General features: G+C 39.7%; 20 protein-coding genes. All 20 read left to right on the top strand.

Going from position 1 to position 25275, the window contains the following annotated elements; genetic code table 11:
• Positions 1–36: 36 nt before the first annotated feature.
• The 20 genes from AACU33_RS33500 to AACU33_RS33405 all read left to right on the top strand — a co-directional run bounded on the left by AACU33_RS33500 (position 37) and on the right by AACU33_RS33405 (position 25198).
• On the top strand, positions 37–840 hold the full coding sequence (locus AACU33_RS33500) for a PP2C family serine/threonine-protein phosphatase (protein ID WP_096594568.1): 804 nt from the start codon (positions 37–39) through the stop codon (positions 838–840).
• Between the two features lie 37 nt (positions 841–877).
• Positions 878–3058 (top strand): tetratricopeptide repeat protein, encoded by a 2181-nt coding sequence (locus tag AACU33_RS33495; protein WP_096594567.1) that lies wholly within the window; start codon positions 878–880, stop codon positions 3056–3058.
• Between the two features lie 458 nt (positions 3059–3516).
• Positions 3517–4290, top strand: a complete 774-nt coding sequence (rfbF, locus tag AACU33_RS33490; protein ID WP_096594566.1) for a glucose-1-phosphate cytidylyltransferase — start codon at positions 3517–3519, stop codon at positions 4288–4290.
• A 70-nt stretch (positions 4291–4360) separates the two neighbouring features.
• A complete protein-coding gene (lhgO, locus tag AACU33_RS33485) occupies positions 4361–5572 on the top strand; it encodes an L-2-hydroxyglutarate oxidase (RefSeq protein WP_096594565.1) in 1212 nt (403 codons plus the stop codon).
• A gap of 264 nt (positions 5573–5836) precedes the next feature.
• Positions 5837–6778: a glycosyltransferase family 8 protein gene (locus AACU33_RS33480; protein ID WP_096594564.1), complete on the top strand. Its 942-nt coding sequence runs from the start codon at positions 5837–5839 to the stop codon at positions 6776–6778.
• 162 nt (positions 6779–6940) lie between these two features.
• A complete protein-coding gene (locus AACU33_RS33475) occupies positions 6941–7969 on the top strand; it encodes an NAD-dependent epimerase/dehydratase family protein (RefSeq protein WP_096594563.1) in 1029 nt (342 codons plus the stop codon).
• Positions 7970–8222: 253 nt separating this feature from the next.
• Positions 8223–9236 carry a glycosyltransferase family 2 protein gene (locus AACU33_RS33470; RefSeq protein ID WP_096594562.1) on the top strand — a complete coding sequence of 338 codons (1014 nt, stop codon included), beginning with the start codon at positions 8223–8225 and terminating at the stop codon, positions 9234–9236.
• Positions 9237–9263: 27 nt separating this feature from the next.
• Entirely contained in the window at positions 9264–10124 is an 861-nt protein-coding gene (locus AACU33_RS33465; RefSeq protein ID WP_096594561.1) for a phytanoyl-CoA dioxygenase, read from the top strand.
• A 12-nt stretch (positions 10125–10136) separates the two neighbouring features.
• Positions 10137–10967, top strand: coding sequence for a phytanoyl-CoA dioxygenase family protein (locus tag AACU33_RS33460; protein ID WP_096594560.1), 831 nt, complete (start codon positions 10137–10139; stop codon positions 10965–10967).
• Positions 10968–11006: 39 nt separating this feature from the next.
• The gene (gene rfbC / locus AACU33_RS33455) at positions 11007–11558 is read left to right on the top strand and encodes a dTDP-4-dehydrorhamnose 3,5-epimerase (RefSeq protein ID WP_096594559.1); all 552 of its coding nucleotides are present in this window, start codon (positions 11007–11009) and stop codon (positions 11556–11558) included.
• Positions 11559–11663: 105 nt separating this feature from the next.
• On the top strand, positions 11664–12977 hold the full coding sequence (locus tag AACU33_RS33450; RefSeq protein ID WP_096594558.1) for an NAD(P)H-dependent oxidoreductase: 1314 nt from the start codon (positions 11664–11666) through the stop codon (positions 12975–12977).
• 115 nt (positions 12978–13092) lie between these two features.
• Positions 13093–14208, top strand: a complete 1116-nt coding sequence (locus AACU33_RS33445; RefSeq protein WP_096594557.1) for a glycosyltransferase — start codon at positions 13093–13095, stop codon at positions 14206–14208.
• A 5-nt stretch (positions 14209–14213) separates the two neighbouring features.
• Complete coding sequence (locus tag AACU33_RS33440; protein WP_096594556.1) at positions 14214–16439, top strand: GumC family protein; 2226 nt, start codon at positions 14214–14216, stop codon at positions 16437–16439.
• Between the two features lie 621 nt (positions 16440–17060).
• Positions 17061–17816 (top strand): heterocyst development glycosyltransferase HepC, encoded by a 756-nt coding sequence (gene hepC / locus AACU33_RS33435; RefSeq protein ID WP_096594555.1) that lies wholly within the window; start codon positions 17061–17063, stop codon positions 17814–17816.
• Between the two features lie 214 nt (positions 17817–18030).
• Positions 18031–19881 (top strand): heterocyst formation ABC transporter subunit HepA, encoded by a 1851-nt coding sequence (hepA, locus tag AACU33_RS33430; RefSeq protein WP_096594554.1) that lies wholly within the window; start codon positions 18031–18033, stop codon positions 19879–19881.
• Positions 19882–20083: 202 nt separating this feature from the next.
• On the top strand, positions 20084–21034 hold the full coding sequence (locus tag AACU33_RS33425; RefSeq protein WP_096594553.1) for a glycosyltransferase family 2 protein: 951 nt from the start codon (positions 20084–20086) through the stop codon (positions 21032–21034).
• 117 nt (positions 21035–21151) lie between these two features.
• On the top strand, positions 21152–22009 hold the full coding sequence (locus AACU33_RS33420) for a hypothetical protein (protein ID WP_096594552.1): 858 nt from the start codon (positions 21152–21154) through the stop codon (positions 22007–22009).
• Positions 22010–22028: 19 nt separating this feature from the next.
• Complete coding sequence (locus AACU33_RS33415; protein WP_096594551.1) at positions 22029–23153, top strand: glycosyltransferase family 4 protein; 1125 nt, start codon at positions 22029–22031, stop codon at positions 23151–23153.
• 71 nt (positions 23154–23224) lie between these two features.
• A complete protein-coding gene (locus AACU33_RS33410; RefSeq protein ID WP_096594550.1) occupies positions 23225–24238 on the top strand; it encodes a glycosyltransferase family 2 protein in 1014 nt (337 codons plus the stop codon).
• Between the two features lie 9 nt (positions 24239–24247).
• Entirely contained in the window at positions 24248–25198 is a 951-nt protein-coding gene (locus AACU33_RS33405; protein ID WP_339376432.1) for a glycosyltransferase family 2 protein, read from the top strand.
• Positions 25199–25275 lie beyond the last annotated feature (77 nt).

Here is a 25275-nt window from a genome sequence, read left to right as displayed (position 1 = left end):
GCTTGATATAACACAGCTAGCTGTAAAAGAAAACTTATGAATATATCAAAACAGATACCTCAATGGCGGGTGGTAGCAGCCTCTGTATGTGGTACAAGCCATTTAAAAAACAAACAGCTGTGTCAGGATGCTCACCACTGGCAATTATTGTCTGATAACGTGTTGGTGGCAGCAGCAGCAGATGGTGCAGGTTCAGCTAGCCAAGGAAAAGTTGGAGCGATGATTGCTGTGGAAACAGCAATAGAAAACATATCTATCAAAGAAGTGACGCGCGACGCCTTAGCTGATGATGGTATGGTGCGATCGCTTTTAACAGACGCGCTACTAGCTGCAAGAAAAGCAGTGGAAGATGAAGCCGCTGCTAGCGATAAACAACTTCAGGATTTAGCAACTACCTTAATTGTGATGGTCGCCACGCCAGAAATGGTAGCGGTGGCTCAGATTGGCGATGGCTTGGCAGTAGCGAAGGATAGTATGGGTAATCTCCTGGCATTAACCATACCGGATAGTGGTGAATATATCAACGAAACCACTTTTTTGACTTCGCCGGGAGCTTTAGAAACAGCCCAAATGCGACTATGGCGCGAAGACATAGTTAACATTGGCGTTCTCACCGATGGACTACAAATGCTGGCGTTAAATATGGTTGTGGGTGAACCGCATAAACCATTCTTCTTTCCTTTATTCGACTTTGTAGCGAATACCCAGGATAAGACAGTAGCTAAAGAACAATTAGTTAAGTTCTTAGGCTCGGAGCGAATCACACAGCGTACAGACGACGATTTAACCCTGATTATCGCCGCACTCAGCCAACCATCAGCAACGAATTCGTCAGCTTGAGCATTTTTCAGTAACCCCTGTTTACAGTGACTTTATCATGCAGGTACTACGTTGTCTTCCTAAACAAGAAATTCTCAACCTTAACGTCAGTTTAGGGCGTGGTGGAGAGGCTTGTATTTATGCGGTGCCATCTCATAGTAATTTGGTAGCCAAAGTTTATCACAAACCTACAGTAGCCCATGCTTACAAACTCCAAGCGATGCTGGCCAATCCGCCAGAAAATCCGACAGCAAGTTTAGGGCATATTTCCATTGCTTGGCCGCAGGATCTGTTGCGATCGGTAGATGGGAGCGATCGCATTATTGGCTTTTTAATGCCACGCATTCGGGGGATGCGTCCGATCATTGACTTTTACAACCCCAGAACCCGCCGTCAACATTGTCCTTTATTTAACTATCAATACTTACTGCGCACAGCACGCAATTTAGCAGCTGCTTTTGCCGCTTTGCATAATAGTGGATATTGTATTGGCGATGTCAATGAATCCAATATCCTGGTAAGCGACACCGCACTGGTAACTTTGGTAGACACAGACTCTTTTCAAGTTACCGATCCCGATAGCAATGCTGTTTATCGTTGCCCAGTTGGTAAACCAGAGTTTACCCCGCCAGAACTCCAAAATAAGATTTTTTCCCAGTACGATCGCGAAATTACCCATGACTTGTTTGGGTTAGGAGTGCTGATATTCCAACTGTTAATGGAAGGCACTCACCCATTTTCGGGTATTTTCCAAGGATCTGGCGAGCCACCAGCCTACGAATCGCGGATTGCTGCCGGTCATTTTACTTATAGTAGAAAACGGCAAGTACCTTACCTCCCAACTCCAATTGCACCCGCTTGGGAAACGCTTCATCCCGACTTGCAAGAACTGTTTTGGCGTTGTTTTGAGGATGGTCATCAAAACCCGCATCTGCGGCCTAGCGCTCAAACTTGGTTATCAGCGATAGCTGAAGCCGAAGACAGCCTTGTTACTTGTAGTGTCAATCCCCAGCATAACTACAACATTCACCTCAAGGGATGTCCTTGGTGCGAACGGACTTTACGCTTGGGTGGACGCGATCCCTTTCCCTCACATCAAGCGATCGCCGCTAAAGAACATCTCAAACCTCGGATTCCCGCGAAAAAGCGCTACAATCAACCCACCCGCAGACCACAATCGCCAGTGGCTCCATTGCCAACGTATAATTGGCAGCCAACCTATACCCCAAAAATCCCGTTTTATCAAAAACTGAAGCAGCAGAAGTTTTATCCTGTGGCTTTATGCTTGGTCGGTTTTGGGTTATTGGGATATTTGGATATGAAGGTGAATTTTACTAGCTCCTTTGTATCCCAAAATGCCTATACTCAGCAAAGTTTAATGGCTCGTCAGGCAAACAATAACCAAAATCTGAGCTTTGCTGATTATTACAAACAAGGTCATGCTGCATACAAAGTCAGAGATTACGCGCGCGCCATTGACAATTTTAACCAAGCCTTAGAAAAAGACCCCAATCACGCCAAAGCTCATGTTAACCGAGGTAATGCTCGTTACAACATGAAAGATTATGAAGGAGCGCTGACAGACTATACCGAAGCGCTACAAATCAATCCGCGCGAAATCAAAGCTTTTGTCAATCGGGGTAATGTTCGCTACATGCTTGCAGAATACAGCAACGATCCCGATCGGGAGTATACCTTAGCGATCGCCGATTTTAATAATGCACTACGCCTCAATAGTAAAGAAGTTGAAGCTTACATTAGAAGAGGTGTTGTCCGTTCCCAAATTGCTAAATATAGCGGCGACTCGCAACAAGATTATCAGCTAGCACTCAGCGATTTTACGCAAGCAATTGGCCTGAATGCCTCGAAAGCCGAAGCTTACTACCAACGGGGTATTGTCCATTCGCAAATAGCCCAATACAGCAGCAGTTACATTCAAGAGTACAACAAAGCGATCGCTGACTTTGACCAAGCATTAAGCATCAATTCTAAACTTAGCAAGGTCTACCTCAAACGAGGTATGATTCACTACGAGCTTTCGCAGTATGGCGGTCAAAATTCCGAAGCAAATCGTACCAAAGCAATCGATGATTTGCAGACATCTGCCAAACTTGCTCTGGAGCAAGAAGACATGGAGAATTACCAACAATCACTCAGTAGTCTCTGTATTGTTGTTGAAAACAAATGTGATGCTTTATTCCAAAGTTCAACTGGGTTAGATGCGGGAGAAACAAAGTAGCTGGAAAAAGTAAATTTCATCACTACTTAATGACTCATAACTATTAGGGACAATTGTAGAAAACCGTGCATGATTGGGGTTGGCGTCAGCTAACCCTATTTTTTATGGGTACTATTGCGATTTCGTCAAGTATGAGATTTTTAAGTTTTTAGGTATTCATAAATCTTTTACATATGAAAGTTTTTTATTTATCTTGGCTTTACAAATAATAGAAAAATTGTTGTTAAATTGTTGACGGAGAAAAATACTTTGCAAATGAATTTTTCTCAATTCCAGGTGCAATCGCTTCATCTTGATTGGAGTTCTTTGAGGAGTTACGGTGGTCAGTTCCCCGACTTCTACCAGAAGTTGGGGATCTTATAGAACCACTAGTCCCTAAATTATTTTGCGATCGCTAGACAGTAAATTGAACAAAGCGAATAAAGATTAACCAACCTGCAAATCTTTGAGGTAATTGGATGAAAGCAGTGATTTTGGCTGGAGGTCTGGGTACGCGCCTCAGTGAAGAAACCAGTATCAGACCTAAGCCGATGGTAGAAATTGGTGGGAAGCCAATTTTATGGCACATCATGAAGAGTTATTCTGCCCACGGTATTAATGATTTTATTATCTGTTGTGGTTATAAAGGTTACATCATTAAGGAGTATTTTGCTAACTACTTCTTGCATATGTCAGATGTCACCTTTGATATGCGATTTAATCAGATGAACGTGCATTCTGGCTATGCTGAACCTTGGCGTGTCACCTTAGTAAATACAGGCGATAACACCATGACAGGCGGACGCTTAAAACGAGTTAGAGAACATCTTGGTAACGATACTTTTTGTTTTACCTATGGTGATGGTGTCAGTGATGTAAATATCACAGAATTAATTAAGTTGCATAAAGAACAAAATACCTTAGCCACCCTTACCGCTGTCCAACCTGCGGGTCGTTTTGGGGCGATTTCTTTGGGACAGGAACAAACTAAAATTACTAGTTTTCGCGAAAAACCCGAAGGTGATGGTGCTTGGATTAATGGCGGTTATTTTGTCTTAGAACCGGAAGTAATTAACTTTATTGCTGATGATGCTACAGTTTGGGAGAAAGAACCATTAGAAAAGTTAGCTGATATGGAACAATTATCAGCTTACAAACATAGCGGTTTTTGGCAACCAATGGATACATTACGTGATAAAAATTATCTTGAGGAGCTATGGAAAAGCAATCAAGCTCCGTGGAAAGTATGGTAAGAAAATAGTTATGAGTTATTAAACAAATTTAGCTCTTAACTACTAAATTATTTTTACGGACACAATAATAATGTACGATTTTGCAATTATCGGCGGGGGCATAGTTGGACTTTCTACGGGGATGGCTTTAGGCAAACGCTATCCAAATGCACGAGTTTTAGTATTAGAAAAAGAGAGTAACTGGGCATTTCACCAAACAGGTAATAATAGTGGTGTAATTCACTCAGGAATTTATTACAAGCCTGGAAGTTTTAAAGCCAAATTCTGCCGTGATGGTGCGCAATCAATGGTAGAATTTTGCCAGGAGTATGGCATTGATTATGAAGTTTGCGGTAAGGTAATTGTAGCAACTTCCGAAGCAGAATTACCCCGCCTAGAAAATCTCTACACACGCGGCTTAGAAAATGGCATCAAAGTCCAGCGAATTAGTCCCGAAGAAGTGAGAGAAATTGAACCCCATGTCAGTTGTGTCGGCGGAATCAGAGTATTTTCCACAGGGATTGTTAATTACAAGCAAGTTAGCGAGAAATACGCTGAATTAATTGCCAAACAGGGTGGAGATTTACGCCTCAACACCAAAGTTGAGAAAATTCGCCCCAGCGGTAAGAATCAGGTATTAGAAACCAACAACGGTAGTTTTGAAACTCGCATTGTGATTAATTGTGCCGGATTGCATAGCGATCGCATTGCTAAACTAGGTCAAGTTGAACCACAAGCGAAAATTGTGCCTTTCCGAGGCGAATACTACGAACTCACCCCAGAAAAACGCTATCTCGTCAAAACTCTCATCTACCCAGTTCCCAATCCCGATTTTCCCTTCCTGGGCGTTCACTTTACCCGCATGATTGATGGTAGCGTTCATGCCGGGCCAAATGCAGTTCTCAGCCTCAAACGCGAAGGTTATCACAAAACCGACTTTGACTTGCGAGATTTTGCTGAAGTAATGACTTACTCCGGTTTCTGGAAATTGGCAGCCAAACACGCTGATGAAGGAATCAAGGAAATTATTCGTTCTTTTAGCAAAGCCGCCTTCGTCAATAGTTTGCAAAAACTGATTCCCGAAGTGCAAGCCGAAGATTTAGTTCCTACCCACGCAGGAGTCCGCGCCCAAGCTTTGAAGCATGATGGTTCTCTGGTAGATGACTTTTTGATTGTTCGCGGACACAACTCTATTCATGTTTGCAATGCGCCTTCTCCAGCCGCCACTTCTTCTTTAGAAATTGGCAAAGCCATTGTGGCGCAAGTCCCCGAACAATCACATCTAGCAATGCCCGTCAATTAATTGGCAAAAAAATTAAGTAGTAAAGCAGGTTTGATACTTGATTTGAATTTTAGGTTGTTTACTTAACTAAATTGAAATCTTCTGTAAGCTTGCTACCAGAATTAAACTTAGCAATTAGTTTAATTCTCTAAAAACTTCTGCGATTTGCCAGTCGCTATAGTGAACTTGAAAGGACTGGCACTATTTCTTAATTCACCTGTGTAGCTGATAGCATCCCAACCCTTTATTCCCAAAATCAGCCAACCAGTCCTCAAGGTGAAAATTATGGCAGTTATATCAGATATCCAGCCAATTTGTATCGTTTGTGCTGCTGATAATAACTATGCAATGCCGCTTGCTGTAACAGTGCGATCGCTAGTTGCTAACATTAAAAGTAATCGCCAGATATGCTTATTTATTCTTGATGGAGGAATTAGTAAAGCTAACAAGCAAAAGATTACTCAATCCCTTCCCAGAGAAAAAGTTAAGATTGTATGGATCGCAGTAGATAATACGCAGTTTGAAAATCTAGTTTTGACCAGGCACTTAACAGTTACTGCGTATTATCGATTGATGATTACGAAATTTTTAAACCAAGATTTAGATAAAGTGATTTATCTAGATACAGATATGGTAGTAACTGGCGATCTAGAAGAACTATGGAATCTTGATTTAGGAGATAACTACGCACTAGCAGTTCAAGATGATGTTGAATTATATATTTCAATGTCAGATGGCTTGAGAAACTATAACGAACTCGGAATTTGTCCTGATGAAAAATACTTTAATTCCGGTCTTTTGGTCATTAACTTGGAAAAATGGCGCAATGAAAACATCGGAGAAAAAGTTATTGAATATATCAGGCAAAATCGAGAATATGTTAGAAACGACCAGGATGGGCTAAATGCAGTTCTTGCAGGGAAATGGCGAGAACTTCATCCGCGATGGAATCAGATGCCGAAAATTTATAATTATTCATCCTGGAAAGAGAGTCCTTTTCCTGAAGATATCTATAATCAACTACTGCATCAGCCCTACATTATTCACTTTACAAATTCTCCTAAACCTTGGTGTTCGGGATTGCGAGTGGAATGTCAACATCCTAAAAAAGATTTGTTCTTTCAATATCTTGATATGACAGCTTGGTCAGGTTGGCGAGATACTTTCTGGAGACGCTTGGGTCGCAAATTCCTAAAAATGGCTTTTCTCAATACCTCAAAGCTGTAAAAGGCACTCAAGCTAAAACGCATCTAAATTACATCATGAATGGATCTGTTATTTGGATATACAAAAGGCAAATGACAGGCTTAACCAAAGAATGTAAAACTAAGACGCAAATTAGCTTATTCAACTCTTCAATCTCATAGAAATACATAGGCTAAGACAACAATGAAAATATTGGTAACTGGAACAGAAGGTTATCTCGGTTCGTTATTACCTTCTCTGTTAATTGAACGAGGACATGAAGTTATTGGCGTAGATACTGGTTTTTATAAAGTTGGTTGGTTGTATAACGGTACTGAGGTGACAGCCAAAACTCTCAATAAAGATATCCGCAATATCATCCTCAAAGATTTGCAAGGTGTCGAAGCAGTGGTTCACATGGCGGAACTCTCCAACGACCCCACCGGACAGTTAGCACCCAATATTACCTACGATATCAATCATCACGGTTCAGTTCGCCTAGCAAAGTTAGCGAAAGAAGCAGGTGTACGCCGCTTTATCTATATGTCTTCTTGCAGCGTCTACGGCGTAGCTACCGAGGGTGATGTCACAGAAGAATCACCTGTAAATCCGCAAACAGCCTACGCAGAATGTAAAACCTTGGTAGAACGAGATGTAATGCCATTAGCTGATGATGACTTCTCTCCTACCTTTATGCGCAATGCAACAGCCTTTGGCGCTTCTCCCAGGATGCGGTTTGACATTGTTTTAAACAACTTAGCTGGGTTGGCGTGGACTAGCAAAGAAATCAAAATGACCAGCGATGGCACTCCTTGGCGTCCCTTAGTTCACGCATTGGATATCTGCAAAGCCATTGTCTGCGCTATTGAAGCACCTCGTGATATTGTACACAAGCAAATCTTCAACGTTGGAGATACTACCAACAACTATCGAGTCAAAGAAATCGCAGAAATTATTGCCGAGGTATTTACAGGTTGTCAGCTTTCCTTTGGAGATAATGGTGCAGACAACCGCAGCTATCGGGTATCTTTTGAGAAAATTAACACCATGCTACCCGGATTTAAGTGTGATTGGAATGCCCAACTTGGTGCGCAACAACTATTTAATTTGTTCAGTCAAATTGATATGACTGAAGATACTTTCTTGTTCAGAGGATTTACGCGGTTAAAGCAGCTAGAGTATCTAATTCGCACACAGCAAATCGATCAAGATTTCTTTTGGCATAAAAGATAGTATCGCTGTGTAGTAGTCAAAAGTTAAATACAAGTAGGGTGGGGACTGCCCACACTGCTTATTCTGGCAACAATTAACTCAAAACCTGTAATGTAGAGTTTTGAGTTAATTTTTAATGTTAATTATTTTACTCCATAACAACAAATGTATTTTTCTCCAAAAATAGATAAAAATCTCCGGATTAATCCTTTTATTTTGGAATTATCACTTACAACAATTTATTTTTTACATTAATTAGATCGCAAAAGATTAAATGAATAAATTGCTCACTATTGCTATACCTACTTATAATCGGGCTGAATTACTAGATAAACAGTTAGCTTGGCTGGCTCAAGCTATAAGAGGTTTTGAATCTGACTGTGAAATTTTAGTCTCTGATAATTGTTCCACAGACTCAACTCAATACGTTATTCAAAAGTGGCAATCAATACTCAGTAATATTACATTTAAATCTAATCGCCATTACCAAAATTTAGGTGTAATGAAGAATATTCTTTATTGCCTAAATTCGGCTACAACCAAATACGTTTGGACTATTGGTGATGACGATCCTATTCAAGATAGAGCTATTAACTACGTAATTAACAAACTTAAACAACACGAAGATTTATCATTAATATTTCTCAACTTTTCAGGACGCAACAAAATTACTGGTGAAGCTGTCCACCCACCAACAATAGTTGATAACCGCTGGTTTGATGCTGATAGTGAAGATGGTTGTGGTGATGGTAAAGCCATATTTGAACATTGTTTTTCTAAAAGTGTTGGTGCAGTCATATTTCTCACAGCAACAATCTACCGTACTGATCTAGTAAAACAAGCTCTGCAAATTTGGCCAGATGCTGCCAATAATTGGATATCTTTAGCATATTTAGCTGGGTATTGTGCTGCTAATGGCAGTGTAATTGTTACGAAAGAGACTTTTTTAGAATGTATTGTTGGTGTGAGTTATTGGCAGAAAGAGCCAAAGTCTGCACTATTAATGCAATACAAACACATACCTGAAGTTATTTTAAAGCTGGAAGAAAGCAGCTATTCTAAACAATTTTGTCGAAGAATGCTGTTGCAAAACGGTAAAGAAGTTAGTCTGAAAGTATTTTTAGGGGCTTTAAGAAGATGGCCGATGTCAGCGATTAAAACAGTAATTCCCTTTGTAGCTTTAATTGGATTATCTGTTTTTGATGTCATGGCTGTGAAAGAGTTTAGCATTGCCGAAATCAATGAGAAATCTCATCACGAATTGCAATCCCATAATAAACCTCTCTAACTTAGCAATCAAAATAAAATAACTATCATGCTTAAGAGTTTAAAAAGAAATGTTTTAGCGTTGAAATATGAGTTAGCTTATAGGGCAAAAATTTTGCAGCATCTTCCCCATTTACCAAAACTGGAAGAACGCGATCGCATAATTGTTGAATCCCTACAACGCGATGGTATTTATATTACAAATCTTGCAGAGTTAGGATTTAATTCTACTACAAGAATGCTGAATGCTGCTTACAGTTTACTACCCAGTATGGGAACAGCAAACTACAGCGATTATCAGCATAATCCTCCAGAAATTTACATAGTTACAGATTTACCAGAAATTTCTGGTTGGGGTAAAGAACCAAGGCTGCATAATATTATCGAAAATTATATTGGTCTTCCCATTGCCTATCATGGCGTACATTTACGCAAAGACTTTGTAAATCAGGCTCAGTTTGAAACTCTACTATGGCATAGAGATATAGAAGACCGCCGAGTTTTAAAAATCATTATCTACTTAAATGATGTCGAAGAAAAGCACGGGCCTTTTGAATACGTACCTCTATCTTTAACTTCCATCTATCGCCCGAATTTTTATCGCCTTCAACCCAAGCTTAAGTACTCAGGAATTAACGATGAAAGCCTAAATGAAATTATCCCAAAATCAGCTTGGAAATCTTGTACAGGAGCAGCAGGTACAGTAATTATTGCTGATACCAGAAGACTGATACATCATGGTACTCTCCGCACTGAAGAACGGTCAACACTGTTTTTTGTCTATACAGCTAACCCTCCTAAACAACCACAACTATGTACTCACTACTGGGACAATACTTACCCCAGACCCAATTTAAGTCAAGTATCTGACGAAATCAAAGCGAACACATTTCCCACATTAATAAAATGAAGTAATCGTGCCATGCTCAAGACAGTTGAAAGTAAAATATCGGCATTAAATTGGGAGTTAGGTTATAGATTATCCCGTTTACAGCACAGCAAGAATTTACCTGCTTTAGAAAAACGCGATCGCATAATTTTAAATGCACTCAAACGAGAAGGTGTATATGTAACTACACTCGCAGATTTAGGATTAGAAAATACGCCAGAATTACTTCAATCTGCCCATAAATTAGTCTCTACAATGGGAGGTAGCAATAATCAACAATCCCAAAAGCTACCGCAAATCTATACAGTTACAGATTTACCTGAATTTAAAACTTGGGGTAATGCACCAAGGCTGATGAAAATTATTGAAAATTACCTCGGTCTTCCTGTAGCTTTTCAAGGTGTACATCTGCGCCAAGATTTACCTAATTACAATCAGTTTGGTACGCTGCTATGGCATAAAGATTCTGAAGATCGCCGCATGGTTAAAGTAATTATTTACTTGAACGATGTTGAAGAAAAACACGGGCCATTTGAATATATACCCTTATCTTTAACTTCTTTTCCTAATTTAAATTCCTATCAGATTGATTACAAACTATGGCAGTCCGGATATTTAGGAATTAATGATGAAGAAGTAAAAGAAATTGTGCCCAAATCAGCTTGGAAATCTTGTCCCGGCCAAGCAGGTACAGTGATTATTACTGACCCTAGAACTGTGTTACATCACGGCACTCTGCGTACAGAATCAAGGTCAGCACTATTTTTTGTTTACACAGCAAATCCTCCCAAGCGTCCAGAACTTTGTACTCAATATTGGGATGATACCTTTGCCAAACCAGATATCGCTAAAGTGACAATTTAGTACTGGTTTTTCATGTAAAAAATAATTCTGAGGCTATCTATGATTTTCATCAAAACTGAATTAAAAGATGCATTTATTATTGAATTAGAAAAAAAGCAAGATAGCCGTGGTTTTTTTGCTCGGAGTTTCTGCGCTCAAGAATTTATGGCACATGGTTTAAAACCAAAAGTTGCTCAGTGTAATGTCTCTTTTAACTATAAAAAAGGTACGCTACGAGGGATGCACTATCAACTTGCACCAGCAGCAGAAACTAAATTAATTCGCTGCACTAAAGGCGCAATTTATGACGTAATTATTGATATGCGTCCTGAGTCTCCTACCTTTTTATCCCATATTGGTGTGGAACTCACCGCAGACAATCACTGCGCTTTATATGTACCAGAAATGTTTGCTCATGGCTATCAAGCGCTGACAGATGACGCTGAGGTTGTCTATCAAGTTGGTGAATTTTACACCCCAGGATATGAACGCGGTTTGCGTTATGATGACCCATTTTTTAACATTCAATGGCCTTTAAAAGTTACTGAAATCTCTGAGAAAGATTTAAATTGGCCATTATTGAGCATGATGCCTGTTGGTGGGGCAGTATAACAATCTCACAACTTCTTGGAGGTTGTCATTAGTCATTTGTAATTTGTCGAGAGTCAATTTTATTGGGGCTGCATTCTGCCTTAAATTTATATAGGAATTAAACTCATGATTATTATCGATCGCGCCTTACAAGCCCGTGCAGCGTTAGGTAGACCTATCAAAGTCGGGATGATTGGTGCTGGCTTTATGGGTCGCGGAATTGCCAATCAAATTATTAATTCAGTCCCCGGAATGGAGTTAGTTGCTATCTCTAACCGCAAAATTGATGCAGCCAAGCAAGCTTATAGAGAAGCTGGGATAGAAGATATTCAAATTGTTGCAAATATAGCTGAAATTGAAGATGCGATCGCTCATGGTAAATATGCAGTCACCGAAGACGCAGACTTACTCTGTCGTGCTGATGGTATCGAGGCTTTAATCGAAGTCACAGGTGCGGTGGAATTTGGCGCACATATCGTCATGAGTGCGATCGCTCATCGCAAGCATGTGATTATGATGAATGCCGAACTTGACGGTACTATTGGCCCGATCCTCAAAGTCTATGCTGACAAAGCAGGCGTAATTCTCAGCGCTTGCGACGGCGATCAGCCAGGGGTAGAAATGAACCTCTACAGATTTGTCAAAAGCATTGGTCTGACTCCGTTGTTGTGCGGTAACATTAAAGGACTTCAAGACCCCTATCGCAACCCCACCACTCAAGAAGCATTTGCCAAGCGTTGGGGTCAGAAAGCCCACATGGTGACTAGCTTTGCTGATGGGACAAAAATTTCCTTTGAACAGGCGATCGTTGCTAACGCCACAGGCATGACAGTTGCTAAACGGGGAATGCTGGGATATGACTTCAGCGGTCATGTGGATGAAATGACCAATATGTATGACGTGGAACAGCTCAAAGAACTAGGCGGGATTGTTGATTATGTAGTAGGAGCAAAACCAGGCCCAGGAGTATTTGTGTTTGCAACTCACGAAGACCCCAAACAACGCCACTACCTCAACCTCTACAAACTCGGTGAAGGCCCTCTTTATAGCTTCTATACTCCTTATCACCTCTGCCATTTTGAAGTTCCCCTATCCGTAGCCCGTGCTGTCCTCTTCCAAGATGCGGTGATGTCTCCCCTTGCAGGCCCGGTAGTAGATGTAGTCACCACCGCCAAAATCGATTTAAAAGCTGGCGAAACCCTGGATGGTATTGGCTACTACATGACCTACGGACAATGCGAAAATTCTGCGATCGCCCAACAGCAAAACCTCCTACCGATGGGATTAGCTGAAGGATGCCGCCTCAAACGCGATATTCCAAAGGATCGAGTCCTCACCTACGACGATATAGAATTACCCCCTGGTAGACTTTGCGACCAACTACGAGCCGAGCAAAACGCTTATTTCGCCACAGAAAAAACCCTCGTAGCTGTTGGATAAAACCCCAAATTCATAGGCAAAAACCTATTTTTCTTTGTGTCTTTGTGCCTTTGTGGTTCAAAAAGAAATTTTTCACCACTAAGCACAAAGCTACAAAGGTTTATGAACTGAAATTATGAAAATAGCTCTAGTCCATGATTACTTAACCCAGCGCGGTGGAGCAGAGCGCGTATTCGAGTTGCTGTGTAAGCGCTATCCCGAAGCCGATATTTACACCTCTTTGTACGATCGCCAAAAAACAATTGATTTAAGCGATCGCATAGTTAATACAACCTTCTTACAAAATATTCCGGGTGCAGTCAGATATTTTCGCTTGATTGCCCCTTTATATTTTCCCGCTTTTCGGGCTTTAAATTTACAAGCCTACGATCTAATTATTAGTAGTAGCACGAGTTTTGCTAAAGCAGTCAAAAAACATCCCGATGCGCTGCATATTTGCTTTTGTCATAATGTCACCCGTTTCCTGTGGGATACAGAAACCTATTTACGGGAATATGGAGATTATCGATATTTTGCCCCATTAATTGAAAAAGTATTCCAATTAATGCGAAATGTAGACCTGGAATACGCACAAGAACCAGACCTTTATATTGCGAATTCCAGCATTGTTGCTCGCCGCATTCAAGATATTTACAACAAGCAAGCGATTGTTGTCAACTATCCAATTGATACCAGTAAGTTTGTGTTTTCTGCTAGCAAGGATGAATATTATTTGGCATCAGCGAGGATGATTAGTTATAAGCGTTTAGATATAATAATTGAAGCTTTTAATTGGCTAGGTTGGCGATTATTAATTTCCGGTGATGGACCAGAACAAGAACGCTTAAAATCCAAAGCATTAGATAATATTGAGTTCTTAGGTCATGTAAGCGATCGCCAACGTAAAGACTTGTTTTCTAAAGCGAAGTCTGTCATTGTTGCAGCTTTAGAAGATTACGGTTTAGTTCCAGTAGAAGCTAATGCTAGCGGTACTCCAGTCATTGCTTATGGAGCAGGTGGTGTATTAGATACTCAAGTACCTAGAGAAACCGGGGTATTTTTTAAAAGACAAACGCCCGAATCATTACAAGCTGCATTATTAGAAGCTGGGCAAATAACTTGGGATTATCAAAATATCCGCAATCATGCAGTGACAAATTTTTCTGAAAGCGCATTCTTTAGTAAAGTCGAACAGATTATTGACCAAGCTTGGAGAATGCATAAATCCAGTGATTTATTAGGAGAAGGATAATAAACGTGGTTCAAGCTCTTAATCCTAGCCCCAATCTCGCCTCCGACAATGAAGTGGGTTACGGACAGATATTTGCCGTACTTGTACGCAGATTTCCTTGGTTTGTACTGGTATTTTTGACTTCCGTTACTTTTGCAGGTTTTATCACTACAAAAACACAGCCAACCTACAAAAGCTCGATGCAGTTGTTAGTAGAACCCAACTATCAAGTTAAACCAGGAACAGCAGGAGCAGAAAATCAATTTACTGACCCTAACGTTGAAATTGACACGGCGACTCAGCTGAATTTGATGCAGAGTTCTGGATTAATTCAAAAAGCAGTTGATAAACTTCAACAAGACTATCCAGATATTACTGTAGCTGAGATTAAAGCTGCTTTAGTCTTAAATCAAATCAAGACTAAAGACGATAATGTCGCAACTAAAATTTTCCAAGTTGAATATACCAGTAAAGACCCAGACAAAACCCAAAAAGTTCTGGCTGCCATTCGCCAAGTATATGTGGAATATAACAAGCAGCAGCAGGATGCACGTTTACAAAAGGGTCTGCAAGTTATCAGAGATCAGTTAAAGAAGGCCAGCGATGAAGTAAACGCTTCGGAAACTAATTTGCAAAGGTTTCGGAGAAATCAAAATTTAATAGATCCAGAAACACAAGCAAAAGCCCTTGAAGAAAATTTAAACAAACTTCAAGAAGAACGACGTGCTACTCGTTCTCTATACGAAGAAGCTTTAGCTCGTCAACAATCTCTGCAAGAACAACTTAACCGTTCTCCACAAAATGCTCTTGTTTCTTCTCGCTTGAGCCAATCTACTCGCTATCAAGGTTTACTCAACGAAATCCAAAAAACCGAATTAGCTTTATCACAAGAACGCTTGCGCTTCACTGATGAAACTCCTAACGTCCAAAAGTTAAAAGAACAGCTTCAAGGACAAAAGGAATTATTACAACAAGAAGTCACCAGAACTTTAGGAGGATTACCAGCTGGAGCAGTTGCGGCTGGAGAAAACCTTCTAGAACAAGGACAACTCGGACAAATTGACCTGAATCTTGCGAGTCAGTTAGTAGAAACGCAGACAACTATAGTTGCATTAGCAGCTCGCGATCAAACTTTGGCTCAAAAAGAGAACGACTTGCGCTTTCAACTCAAACGCTTCCCGCCGCTTTTGGCTTATTACAATCGCATACTACCGCAGTTACAATTTAGCCGCGAAAGGTTAGAACAACTGTTGAGAGCAGAACAGCAGTTGCGCCAAGAACTTTCTAAAGGCGGATTTAATTGGGAAGTTGTTGAAGAACCGCAAAAAGGTATGCAAATGGGCCCCAATCTCCAGCAGAATCTGTTGTTGGGTGCAGTGGTTGGGTTAATGTTGGGAGGTATTGCTGCGTTTATGCGCGAAGCATCTGATGATGCTGTTCATACCACCGCAGAATTAGAGAAGCACGTTGCTCTACCTGTGTTGGGAGTAACACCTAAATTACCGACTACTAAACCCAGAGAATCCACAATCAAATTACCTTTTGGGAAGCCAGAAGTTCTCGCACCTTGGACAGTTGAAGTACTGCAATCCCCTCTACGTTGGGAATCGCTAGATCTGATTTATAAAAATATCGAGCTGCTCAATACTGTCGCCAATTTGAAATCTTTGATGATCACCTCGGCTTTACCCGACGAAGGTAAGTCAGCTTTGGCGTTAGGTTTAGCAATGAGTGCTGCTCGCTTACACAAAAAAGTACTACTAATTGATGCCAATTTACGCGATCCTAGTCTGCACAATCAGCTGAATCTTCCTAACGATCAGGGACTTTCTACTTTACTAACAAGTGAAGCCGCCCTGCCAAATCAAGTTAGTATTCAATATGCAGGCTCTTCCTACATCGATATTTTGACCGCAGGGCCAATACCTACTGATGCGGCTAATCTCTTGAGTTCTCCCCGGATGACAGAATTGATGGCAACATTTGAGGAGAATTACGATCTAATACTGGTAGATGGTTCTCCAGTTTTGGGTTTGGTAGATGCCATGTTAACAGCCTCATCTTGCCGTAGTGTAGTTATGGTAGCAAGCATTGGTAGGGTAACTCGCAGCCAAATGGCTCAAGCTACAGCCATGTTGAGCAAGTTAAACCTGATTGGGGTGGTTGCAAATGGAGTATCAAACTCTCACAGCACCTATGTACCCTATGCCAAGCCACAAAGGTTTGCATTGCAACAAGCTCTAGAAAAATAGAACAACCTGCTTTGTCATTACGCAGATTTTTATTGCGCTGACTTTCTTTTATCCAGCCCAGAACATCAGTTCTGGGCTAATTTTTAAAGTCACTGAGCTATTAACCCGCAATTTATACCATTTCTCTAAATTCTAACTACAGATAATTCTCTCCCTGCTGCTTATGTGTAGCCTTATTTTGGAGAATTGGTATTATTGCTGGGCGGGATAACACAGCAGAATTCTATGGCGAGTCCAAGCGTGAATTCACAATAACTTAATAATTCTCTGAAAAAAGCAAATTCTCCTTAAAGAGTAAATAAAGAAATTCTCTGGCCAAGATTTATTCCTCAAATGTCTTATATTCTAGATAACGAAGCCCCTTCATAAAAGCCAAAACATAAGCGTGAACTGATTTTGATAGATTTATCAACTCGTAAATCAGGCGGAAATCAATAGAGAATAAACAGAGTGAGTTTTTCTACATAATTGCGATCGCCTCTAGCTGCCAACCTCGTTAGTAATAATCTAAAGAGTGCGTAGGTGTAGCCCGCCGCAGTCATCGCCTCAGTAGTTTGTCAATTCAGATTCACGCTTTTGGCATCAGGTCAAGAATCTACTTCTCTACACATTTCAAGACCTATGACTATTTCCATTATTCCAACTCTACAGAATCACTACGTCCTACCTGAGCCACACCAAAGCGATCGCTCTCCATACTGTACGCTTTTGTGGCGACGGGGTCAGCTGTTGGTAAAGTCTCCTAAACACATCAAACAACCATATTTACCTTCTCTATATAACGAAGAATTGCTAGTAGAGTGCTTAAAACATTCTCCAATTAAATTGGTGAGCATAGATTCCAAGCTGGGTGAGACTTGGGTGAAGTTTTGGGCTGAAGCTTGCGAACAAGCTAATAAACCAATATTTCTTCGCTTACCCTCTGGAAATCAGCGATTAAAAAAAGGTAATTCTTTGAGTAGAAAGTTGCAGCGAGTAATTGATGGGATTGCGGCTTTAGTGTTGCTAATCTTAGTCAGTCCGGTTATGCTGGGACTGATTTTGCTCATGCAAGTTTACTCACCAGGGTCAATTTTCTCCCATGACTGGCAGGTTGGAGAGTGCGGTAGACTGTTTCGAGCAATTAAGTTTTGCACAAATGAAGGGCATAACATTACACCTCTAGGGCGTTGGATGCGTCAATATAATCTGCAAAATTTGCCACAGCTATTTAATGTAGTGCAAGGTGACAGAGGTTTAATTGGCTCTCGTTGTTGGACTTTAGAAGATGCTGTTCGCCTCAGTTTGGAAGCACAAAAAGAACTAAATCAATTACCAAATGCATGGGAAATCAATCCAGAGATAAATTTGTTGAATTTAGACGGACAAACACTGTGATTGATTAAGTATATTACTCTTCTTGATAAGAGTTAATCAAATAGAAATTACCTAAAATAAATCTAAATCCCAGTTATTTAGCATCGGGTATTTCTGCAAATCAAATCTCTCTGCATTCAGTGCAGTTAATGAATTTTAGATTTTTGTTGGCATTACTAAACTAAAACTCTCTAACTGCTTGGATGCATTGCCCAACTATTATTAAAGAATATCCATGTCTTTACGAATTAAACCAGCGATCGGTAATTTATTCAAAGCTACTAACTTTTGGCAAGAGAACTATTTGATATTGCGAGAATTTAAACATTTCCGCAAAATTGCTGTGCTAGCAGTTATATTTTCTTTTTTAGCTGCAACATTTGAAGGCATCAGCATTGGCTTTTTACTTTCTTTTTTACAAAGCTTAACTACTCCCAACGCCCAACCAGTGCGCACGGGTATAGAGTGGTTTGATATTGCTATTCTGGGTATTAATCAATCAGTGACTAGCCGCTTATATAGAATATGTGTGCTGATTTTATTAACTACATGGATGCGTGCTAGTTTCAATTATTTAGCCCAAGTTTACACAGAATTAGCGCAGTTGCATCTTAGCGATCGCCTGCGTAAGCAAATTTTTGAACAGTTGCAAAGCTTGCCTTTGAGTTACTTTGCTAAAACTCGTTCTGGCGAACTAATCAATACAATTACCACAGAAATTGAACGCATCAAACAGTGGTTTAGCGGTGCTGCTTTCTTGATGACCAGAGCTATAACTGCCATCTTCTACTTTATCTCGATGTTTTTGTTATCATGGCAGCTTTCTATTGCTTCATTACTGCTATTTCTCTTAGCAGGTGTAGGGTTATCAACTCTCAATGCTCGTGCTAGAGAAAGTAGTTTTAGCACTTCTATTGCTAACGGTCAATTTACATCCACAATCGTAGAATTTATTAACGGAATTCGCACAGTCCAGGCATTTGGTACTCAAGGTTTTGAGAGACAGCGCTTTTATCAGGCTAGCGATAATGTAGTTAGTACTTCCAAAAAAGTTGTGTTAATTTGGGCGATGGTGAGACCTCTAGCCGAAAGCATCGCTAGTACAATTCTCATTGGCACGATCGTTTTTGCCTTTACAGTTTTTGTTGTCAATGGTACACTTCAAGTTGCTTCTTTGCTAACATTTTTCTTTGTGCTATTTCGCCTAGTACCGATTATTCAAGATATGAATGGTACGCGGGCACATCTGAGTACGATCGCAGGTGCAGCAGTCAATATTAAAGATTTAATTAGGACTGACAATAAAACTTACTTGCGCAATGGCAAGTTACAATTTCCTGGGTTAAAACATTCTATTGATATCGTTTCTGTAGATTTTGGTTATGACCCTAATCATCTAGTCTTAAATAACGTCACTCTAAGTATTGAAAAAGCGAAAACAACAGCACTAGTAGGCGCAACTGGTGCAGGTAAGAGTACGTTAATTGATTTAATTCCGCGATTTTACGATCCTACCGAGGGTCATGTAATGATTGATGGAGTTGATACCAGAAAATTTGACATCGATTCCTTGCGGCGCAAAATTGCTGTAGTTAGTCAAGATACATTTATTTTCAATACTTCTGTTTGGCAAAATATTGCTTATGGTACGCCAGGAGCAACAGAAACAGAAATTAGAGAAGCCGCACAGCTAGCAAATGCTCTCGAATTTATTGAAAAAATGCCCGAAGGCTTTGATACTAAACTAGGCGATCGCGGTGTGCGATTATCTGGAGGACAACGACAACGAATTGCGATCGCACGTGCTTTACTACGAAATCCAGAAATTTTGATTTTGGATGAAGCTACCAGCGCTTTAGATTCTGTTACCGAACGCTTGATTCAGGAATCTTTAGAAAAGATTTCCGCAGGTCGCACAGTTATTGCGATCGCGCATCGGCTTTCTACAATTACCAAAGCAGATAAAGTTGTAGTACTAGAACAGGGACGGATAGTAGAACAAGGTCTCTATCAAGAATTACTACAGCAACGCGGTAAGTTTTGGGAATATCACCAAATGCAAAATGAATTAGGTCAGGTAGGCTAGTCGCAAAATATAAAAGTCAAAAGACTTCTTGCTCGCAGCCTGCAAAATCTTTTTAGCTGGTCAGTTACTTTTACCATAGTGTCCTAAGATGCTGTCCAGCAAATTATATAAACCTTAAAGCTAGTTGATTTGTAATCGACAAGGCAGAACTTATTCGCACTAATATTGTCAACGAATAACCAATTATTTTGGACAAAATTTTATGAATAATCTAAATACTAGTCTACTTATCCCCAAAGTTTCCATTGTTATTTTAAGTTACAACCGACCAAAGTTTATGCGAGAAGCTTTGGAATCTGTCTGCAAACAGACCTATAGAAACCTGGAAATTATAGTTGTAGACAATCACAGTCCTGCAAGCGATGAAATTTGTAATTTAGTTACCAAATATACTAATGTCACTCTAATTCGCAACGAGATAAATCTGGGCTTTGCTGCTGGTATGAATACAGGTATTATGGCAGCCTCTGGCGAATATATTTATCTCACAGAAGATGACATTATTCTGCAACCTGATTGTGTTGCTGTATTAGTAGATTATCTCCAAAATCATCCTGATACTGGTCTAGCTTCAGGAATGTTATATAACCAGGAGGCTGGAACAATTAGATGTGCAGGTGGTGAGTTTGAATTAAATGCAATCTACACTCAAGAGACTATTGGAGCCGATCAAAACGATCTAGGTCAATTTATCCAACCTTTTGATGTAAGTTTTATTCCTGGCTCAATGATTTTTGCTAAAACTAACTACCTCCAAACATTAGGTGGTTTCCGTCCTGATTTCTTTTTATATTACGAAGATCTAGAACTCTGTATGCGGGTACGTCGCGATGGTAGACGCATCACTGTCATTCCCCAAGCCAAAGGTCATCATTTTGAACCCGAAAAAGGAGTATCTTCACCGCTTGTAGATTTTCATAAACTCAAAAATTTCTTAGCTTTATATTTTCTGCACGGACAGTTAGCAATCTTACCAGAATTTACGCTTAGATATATCTTGCTAGGCTTTTTTCGTTCAATTTTTAGAGGTTGGCAAGAATCAATTATATTTATCAATGCGCTTGGTTGGTTAGTAGGAAACTTACCCCATATACTCATAGATAGATATTACATTTTCCGGCGAACATATATTGATAATCAAATCAATTCTTAAGGTTTATAAGTATTTGCGTAGCTAGTAAATAAATCTTAATTCATACAGCAACAAGTATCACAATCTTGAATGAGTGCCAAAATCACTCATAAAGTAAGAAACAGGGAATATAAAAATATGGTAAATTTCGGCTATCATACTGCTAAATTTCAAGGACAATTTATTCGCTCTATCTATACAAAATTGATTGACAAAGTTGTCCATACTCCCCTCAGCCAAAATCGCAGAGTTAACATCACTGTCTATGCTTTTTCATGCGAACGTGACTTATCTTTACAGGTAGCCAATATTCGCTCATTCATCCGTCACGTTGGTATTCCCGAAAAATTCATTGTTATCTCAGACGGCAGTTATTCATCAGAATCATCTCGCCTTTTATGTCAAATAAATTCTTGCGTTAATGTCATTGAGTGGAAAGATTTACTCCAAGGTGATATCCCCAAATATGTCTTAGACTATGCACTGCACCATCCTAACCGCGCTATACAGGCGTTTTGGAAAAGGCTAGCAGTATTTATGTCACTCTCAATAGAACAGCCAATAATTTATACTGACGCCGATATTTTATTTTTTCCTGGTGCTGGGGAAATTATTAACTTATGCCAACTAGAAGACAACTGTGCTTGGTATTTACCTGATTGCCAAGCTTCTCTAGATGAGCGCATTCTCTTAGATGATGCAGAAAAAATTAATCCAGTAAACGCTGGTTTTTTCTTACTAAAAAGGCAAATAGATTGGCAAAAGCCACTAGAACGTGCTGCACAATTAATAGATTCACCGATATATTTTACAGACCAAACTTTAGTGCATTTAGCAATGCATAATGCCCAAGCAAAGCCACTCGATCGAGATAAATTTATCTTAAGTGTTGACGATCAATTTATGTATACAGACCTTTATGCTAAAGGTCAGATTGCTATGAGGCACTATGTCAGTGATATCAGACATAAGTTTTGGTTAAATTTAGCTTTTTAATTTTGAGGTTAGTTAAAAAATGAGTTCTACAGTAGTTGATAAAACAATGATTTATCAATGCTCTGCTGCTAATCTTAGCGGAGGCGGTGGCATCGAAACTTATGTAGCTTCTTTAGTACTTTCTCAGATTTCAGGAATTAGCGATCGCGCGATCGCATCCTTAAAAAATGTAGACCAACGGCAATTTAAATTACTGCACGTTCACGATGCAGATATGTTAGGCGACCTACGGCAAGAATGTCCGGTAATCTTTACCCTTCACAATCACTCTAGTTACTGTCCTAGCGGCACGAAATATTTAGCAGATCGTGGTGTAGAATGCGATCGCTCTCTGAACCCTCTAGGATGTGCTTGGGGTCATTTGGTAGATGGCTGTGGTAGCCGCCGACCAAAAAATATTATTCAAGACTGGTGGAATGCATACCATCCTTTAGATACCCTAAAAAAACTCAAAATTCCTGTAATTGCTAATAGCGATTACGTTCGTCAGCAAATTATTAATAGCGGTCTACCATCACAGCAGGTTGTCACATTGCGCTATGGAGTTAAAATTCCCAAGACATCTGCTGAACCCCTAACTTTTAGCACCCACCAAAATCAGCGAATTTTGTTTGTTGGGCGAATTATTGCTAACAAAGGGATTGGATGGTTAATTCAAGCTTTATCAAAAACAGATCCCAGCGTTCATCTTGATATTGCTGGTGATGGTTGGGGTAAGCCAAGCATGGAAAAATTAGCAGATCGGCTTGGTTTAAGTAACAGAATTACTTGGCATGGCTGGTGTAGCGGTGACAAGTTAGAAGCACTTTATCAACAATGCTTTACAGTCGTATTTCCCAGTCTTTGGCCTGAACCGGCTGGTCTTGTAACTCTAGAAGCCTATGCACGCTATCGACCAATAATTGCGAGTGCTGTTGGAGGTATTCCCGAACACGTCCAAGAAGGTGAAACAGGAATCCTTGTGCCACCTAATAACATTGAAAAACTCGCTGCTGCCATCAATGAATTAGCATCCAACTACGCAAAAACCCGGCTGATGGGCGAACAAGGTCAAGCTTGGTTTCAACGTGAATTTACAATTGATGTTCACATCAAGCGGCTAGAAAAAATTTACGAAAAAACTATCTCAGACTTTCATTGTTGAGATGACAGCAATTTTTTCTGGAATTAGTAAGCCGTTAATACTTTATAGTTTTTGAATTCTGAGAATTATCAATGAGTAACCAAAATCCAAAAATCGTAGTCATCACACCAGTAAAAAATGAAGCTTGGATTTTAGAACGCTTTTTGTCAGTAACTAGTCAATTTGCTGATTACATAATCATTGCCGATCAAAATTCTACTGATGGCAGCCAAAGTATTTGTAAAAAATATCCCAAAGTTATCTTAATTGAAAATAATTCAGAAAAATTTAATGAAGCCGATCGGCAGTTATTACTGATTAAAGCTGCCAGAGATTTAATTTCAGAACATAAAATTATTTTGGCTTTAGATGCTGATGAAATACTAGCTGCTAATGCTACAAAAACTCAAAGCTGGCAAACAATGCTGAAAGCCAAACCAGGAACAGTAATTTGCTTTGAAAAGCCAGATTTATTCATCACAACAAAACAATGTATTAAAACTGGTATCATAACACCTTTAGGCTATGTTGATGATGGAGCCGAACATCAACCACAAATCATTCATAGCGTCAGGATACCTATGCCTGAATATGCTACCAGGCTACATATTCATGATATTAAAGTACTGCACTATGGTTTAACTCGCTTGGATGCACACGCCTCAAAAATTCGTTTGTATAGTGCCATCGAAAATGTATTAGAAATTAGTCATGGTATTAGCAGACGTTATCGTTATTCTGCCAAACAAAATTACTTCCAATTGGGCAAAGTGGAAACTGCACCAGATGAATGGTTTACTGGTTGGGAAGAAATCGGAATTGATATGCACGCGATTCATAAACATAAATACTATCCTTATGATTTTGAAATGCTACGTTATTTCCATAAATATGGACTGCGCCGCTTTTGGATAGAAGATATTTGGCAGTTTGATTGGGAAGCTTGCCGTCAATATGCTCAGTCCTTGGGAATGAGTAACATACCCAATTTTACAATTATCAAACCGCCTAAAACTATCAGTTTATTGTTCGACATTATCGCTACATTATATAAAAATATCACTTCAGCATTACGCTACTTAAAAAATAAAAGTAATCTTTTTTAAATAATGGTTATGGATAGAAATTTTAATGAACCATTGGTCAGTATAATTATTCCTACTTATAATCGACCGGAGTATCTCAAGCAAGCGATCGCCAGCGCAGTTAAACAGACTTATCAAAATATTGAAATTATTGTTTCTGATAATTGTAGCACTGAAAATCCCCTACCAATTATCGAATCTTTTGCAGATTCACGTATCCGGTTTTGGCGACACTCAGAAAATATGGGGATGATCGCTAATCAGATGTATGGTTTTAAAATGGCGCGGGGTAAATACGTTGCTAGCCTGCATGATGATGATTTATGGAATGAAGAATTTTTAGCCAAGCTAGTACCACCATTAGAAGAAAATCCCGAACTGATTATTGCTTTTTGCGATCAATATATAATAGACGCTCAAGGCAAAATTAATTGTTTTGGTACAGAAGAAAATACACGCAATTTTAAGCGTCATAAATTAGTACAAGGAGTTTATAAATCCTTCAACAAAATTGGGTTAATACACAAAAGTATACCCACAGCCGCCGCTTGTGTATTTCGTAATAATCTTGTGGATTGGAATAATATTCCACCGGAAGTTGGCGGAATGTGGGATTTATATCTAACTTACCTTTGCTGTACATCAGGTTATGCAGCTTACTATATTCCAGAAAGATTGGCCTGCTATCGTGCCCACGAGCAAACTGATACTATGCTGAGTGGAAGTCGAGATGCGCAAGCAAAAATTCGCAAAGCGAAAAGCGAATTATTTTGTTATCAAATCTTCATGGAAGATGCCAAACTTCAGGAATTTAAGGCATACTTTCACAAGAAATGGTTAGAAGCGCATACAACTTTAGGGATTGGCTTAATCCGCAATAAACAGCCAGATGCAGCACGCCTTTATCTTTGGCAAGCACTGAGTCAGCAAAAGTTTAATATGCGAACTCTAGCAGCATTAACTCTCAGTTTCATGACCTAAATCCGATCGGATACCCGACTTCTTCGAGCAGTCTGGTATCTCGCAATGCACACTGAAAAAAAGTCATTTACATGAGA

The organism is Calothrix sp. NIES-2098, from assembly GCF_963875125.1.
Taxonomy (GTDB): Bacteria; Cyanobacteriota; Cyanobacteriia; order Cyanobacteriales; family Nostocaceae; genus Aulosira.
Note: the sequence above shows the minus strand (reverse complement) of the source record. Positions and strands in the feature narration are given on the sequence as shown.

Bases quoted from the DNA above. Each gene is read 5' to 3' on its own strand.
- AACU33_RS33470 (WP_096594562.1), top strand. From the start codon at position 8,223: ATGAATAAATTGCTCACTATTGCTATACCTACTTATAATCGGGCTGAA.
- AACU33_RS33425 (WP_096594553.1), top strand. From the start codon at position 20,084: ATGAATAATCTAAATACTAGTCTACTTATCCCCAAAGTTTCCATTGTT.
- rfbF (WP_096594566.1), top strand. From the start codon at position 3,517: ATGAAAGCAGTGATTTTGGCTGGAGGTCTGGGTACGCGCCTCAGTGAA.
- AACU33_RS33405 (WP_339376432.1), top strand. From the start codon at position 24,248: ATGGATAGAAATTTTAATGAACCATTGGTCAGTATAATTATTCCTACT.
- AACU33_RS33445 (WP_096594557.1), top strand. From the start codon at position 13,093: ATGAAAATAGCTCTAGTCCATGATTACTTAACCCAGCGCGGTGGAGCA.
- AACU33_RS33410 (WP_096594550.1), top strand. From the start codon at position 23,225: ATGAGTAACCAAAATCCAAAAATCGTAGTCATCACACCAGTAAAAAAT.
- hepC (WP_096594555.1), top strand. From the start codon at position 17,061: ATGACTATTTCCATTATTCCAACTCTACAGAATCACTACGTCCTACCT.
- hepA (WP_096594554.1), top strand. From the start codon at position 18,031: ATGTCTTTACGAATTAAACCAGCGATCGGTAATTTATTCAAAGCTACT.
- AACU33_RS33500 (WP_096594568.1), top strand. From the start codon at position 37: ATGAATATATCAAAACAGATACCTCAATGGCGGGTGGTAGCAGCCTCT.
- AACU33_RS33420 (WP_096594552.1), top strand. From the start codon at position 21,152: ATGGTAAATTTCGGCTATCATACTGCTAAATTTCAAGGACAATTTATT.
- AACU33_RS33480 (WP_096594564.1), top strand. From the start codon at position 5,837: ATGGCAGTTATATCAGATATCCAGCCAATTTGTATCGTTTGTGCTGCT.
- AACU33_RS33465 (WP_096594561.1), top strand. From the start codon at position 9,264: ATGCTTAAGAGTTTAAAAAGAAATGTTTTAGCGTTGAAATATGAGTTA.
- AACU33_RS33475 (WP_096594563.1), top strand. From the start codon at position 6,941: ATGAAAATATTGGTAACTGGAACAGAAGGTTATCTCGGTTCGTTATTA.
- AACU33_RS33450 (WP_096594558.1), top strand. From the start codon at position 11,664: ATGATTATTATCGATCGCGCCTTACAAGCCCGTGCAGCGTTAGGTAGA.
- AACU33_RS33460 (WP_096594560.1), top strand. From the start codon at position 10,137: ATGCTCAAGACAGTTGAAAGTAAAATATCGGCATTAAATTGGGAGTTA.
- AACU33_RS33415 (WP_096594551.1), top strand. From the start codon at position 22,029: ATGAGTTCTACAGTAGTTGATAAAACAATGATTTATCAATGCTCTGCT.
- rfbC (WP_096594559.1), top strand. From the start codon at position 11,007: ATGATTTTCATCAAAACTGAATTAAAAGATGCATTTATTATTGAATTA.
- AACU33_RS33495 (WP_096594567.1), top strand. From the start codon at position 878: ATGCAGGTACTACGTTGTCTTCCTAAACAAGAAATTCTCAACCTTAAC.
- lhgO (WP_096594565.1), top strand. From the start codon at position 4,361: ATGTACGATTTTGCAATTATCGGCGGGGGCATAGTTGGACTTTCTACG.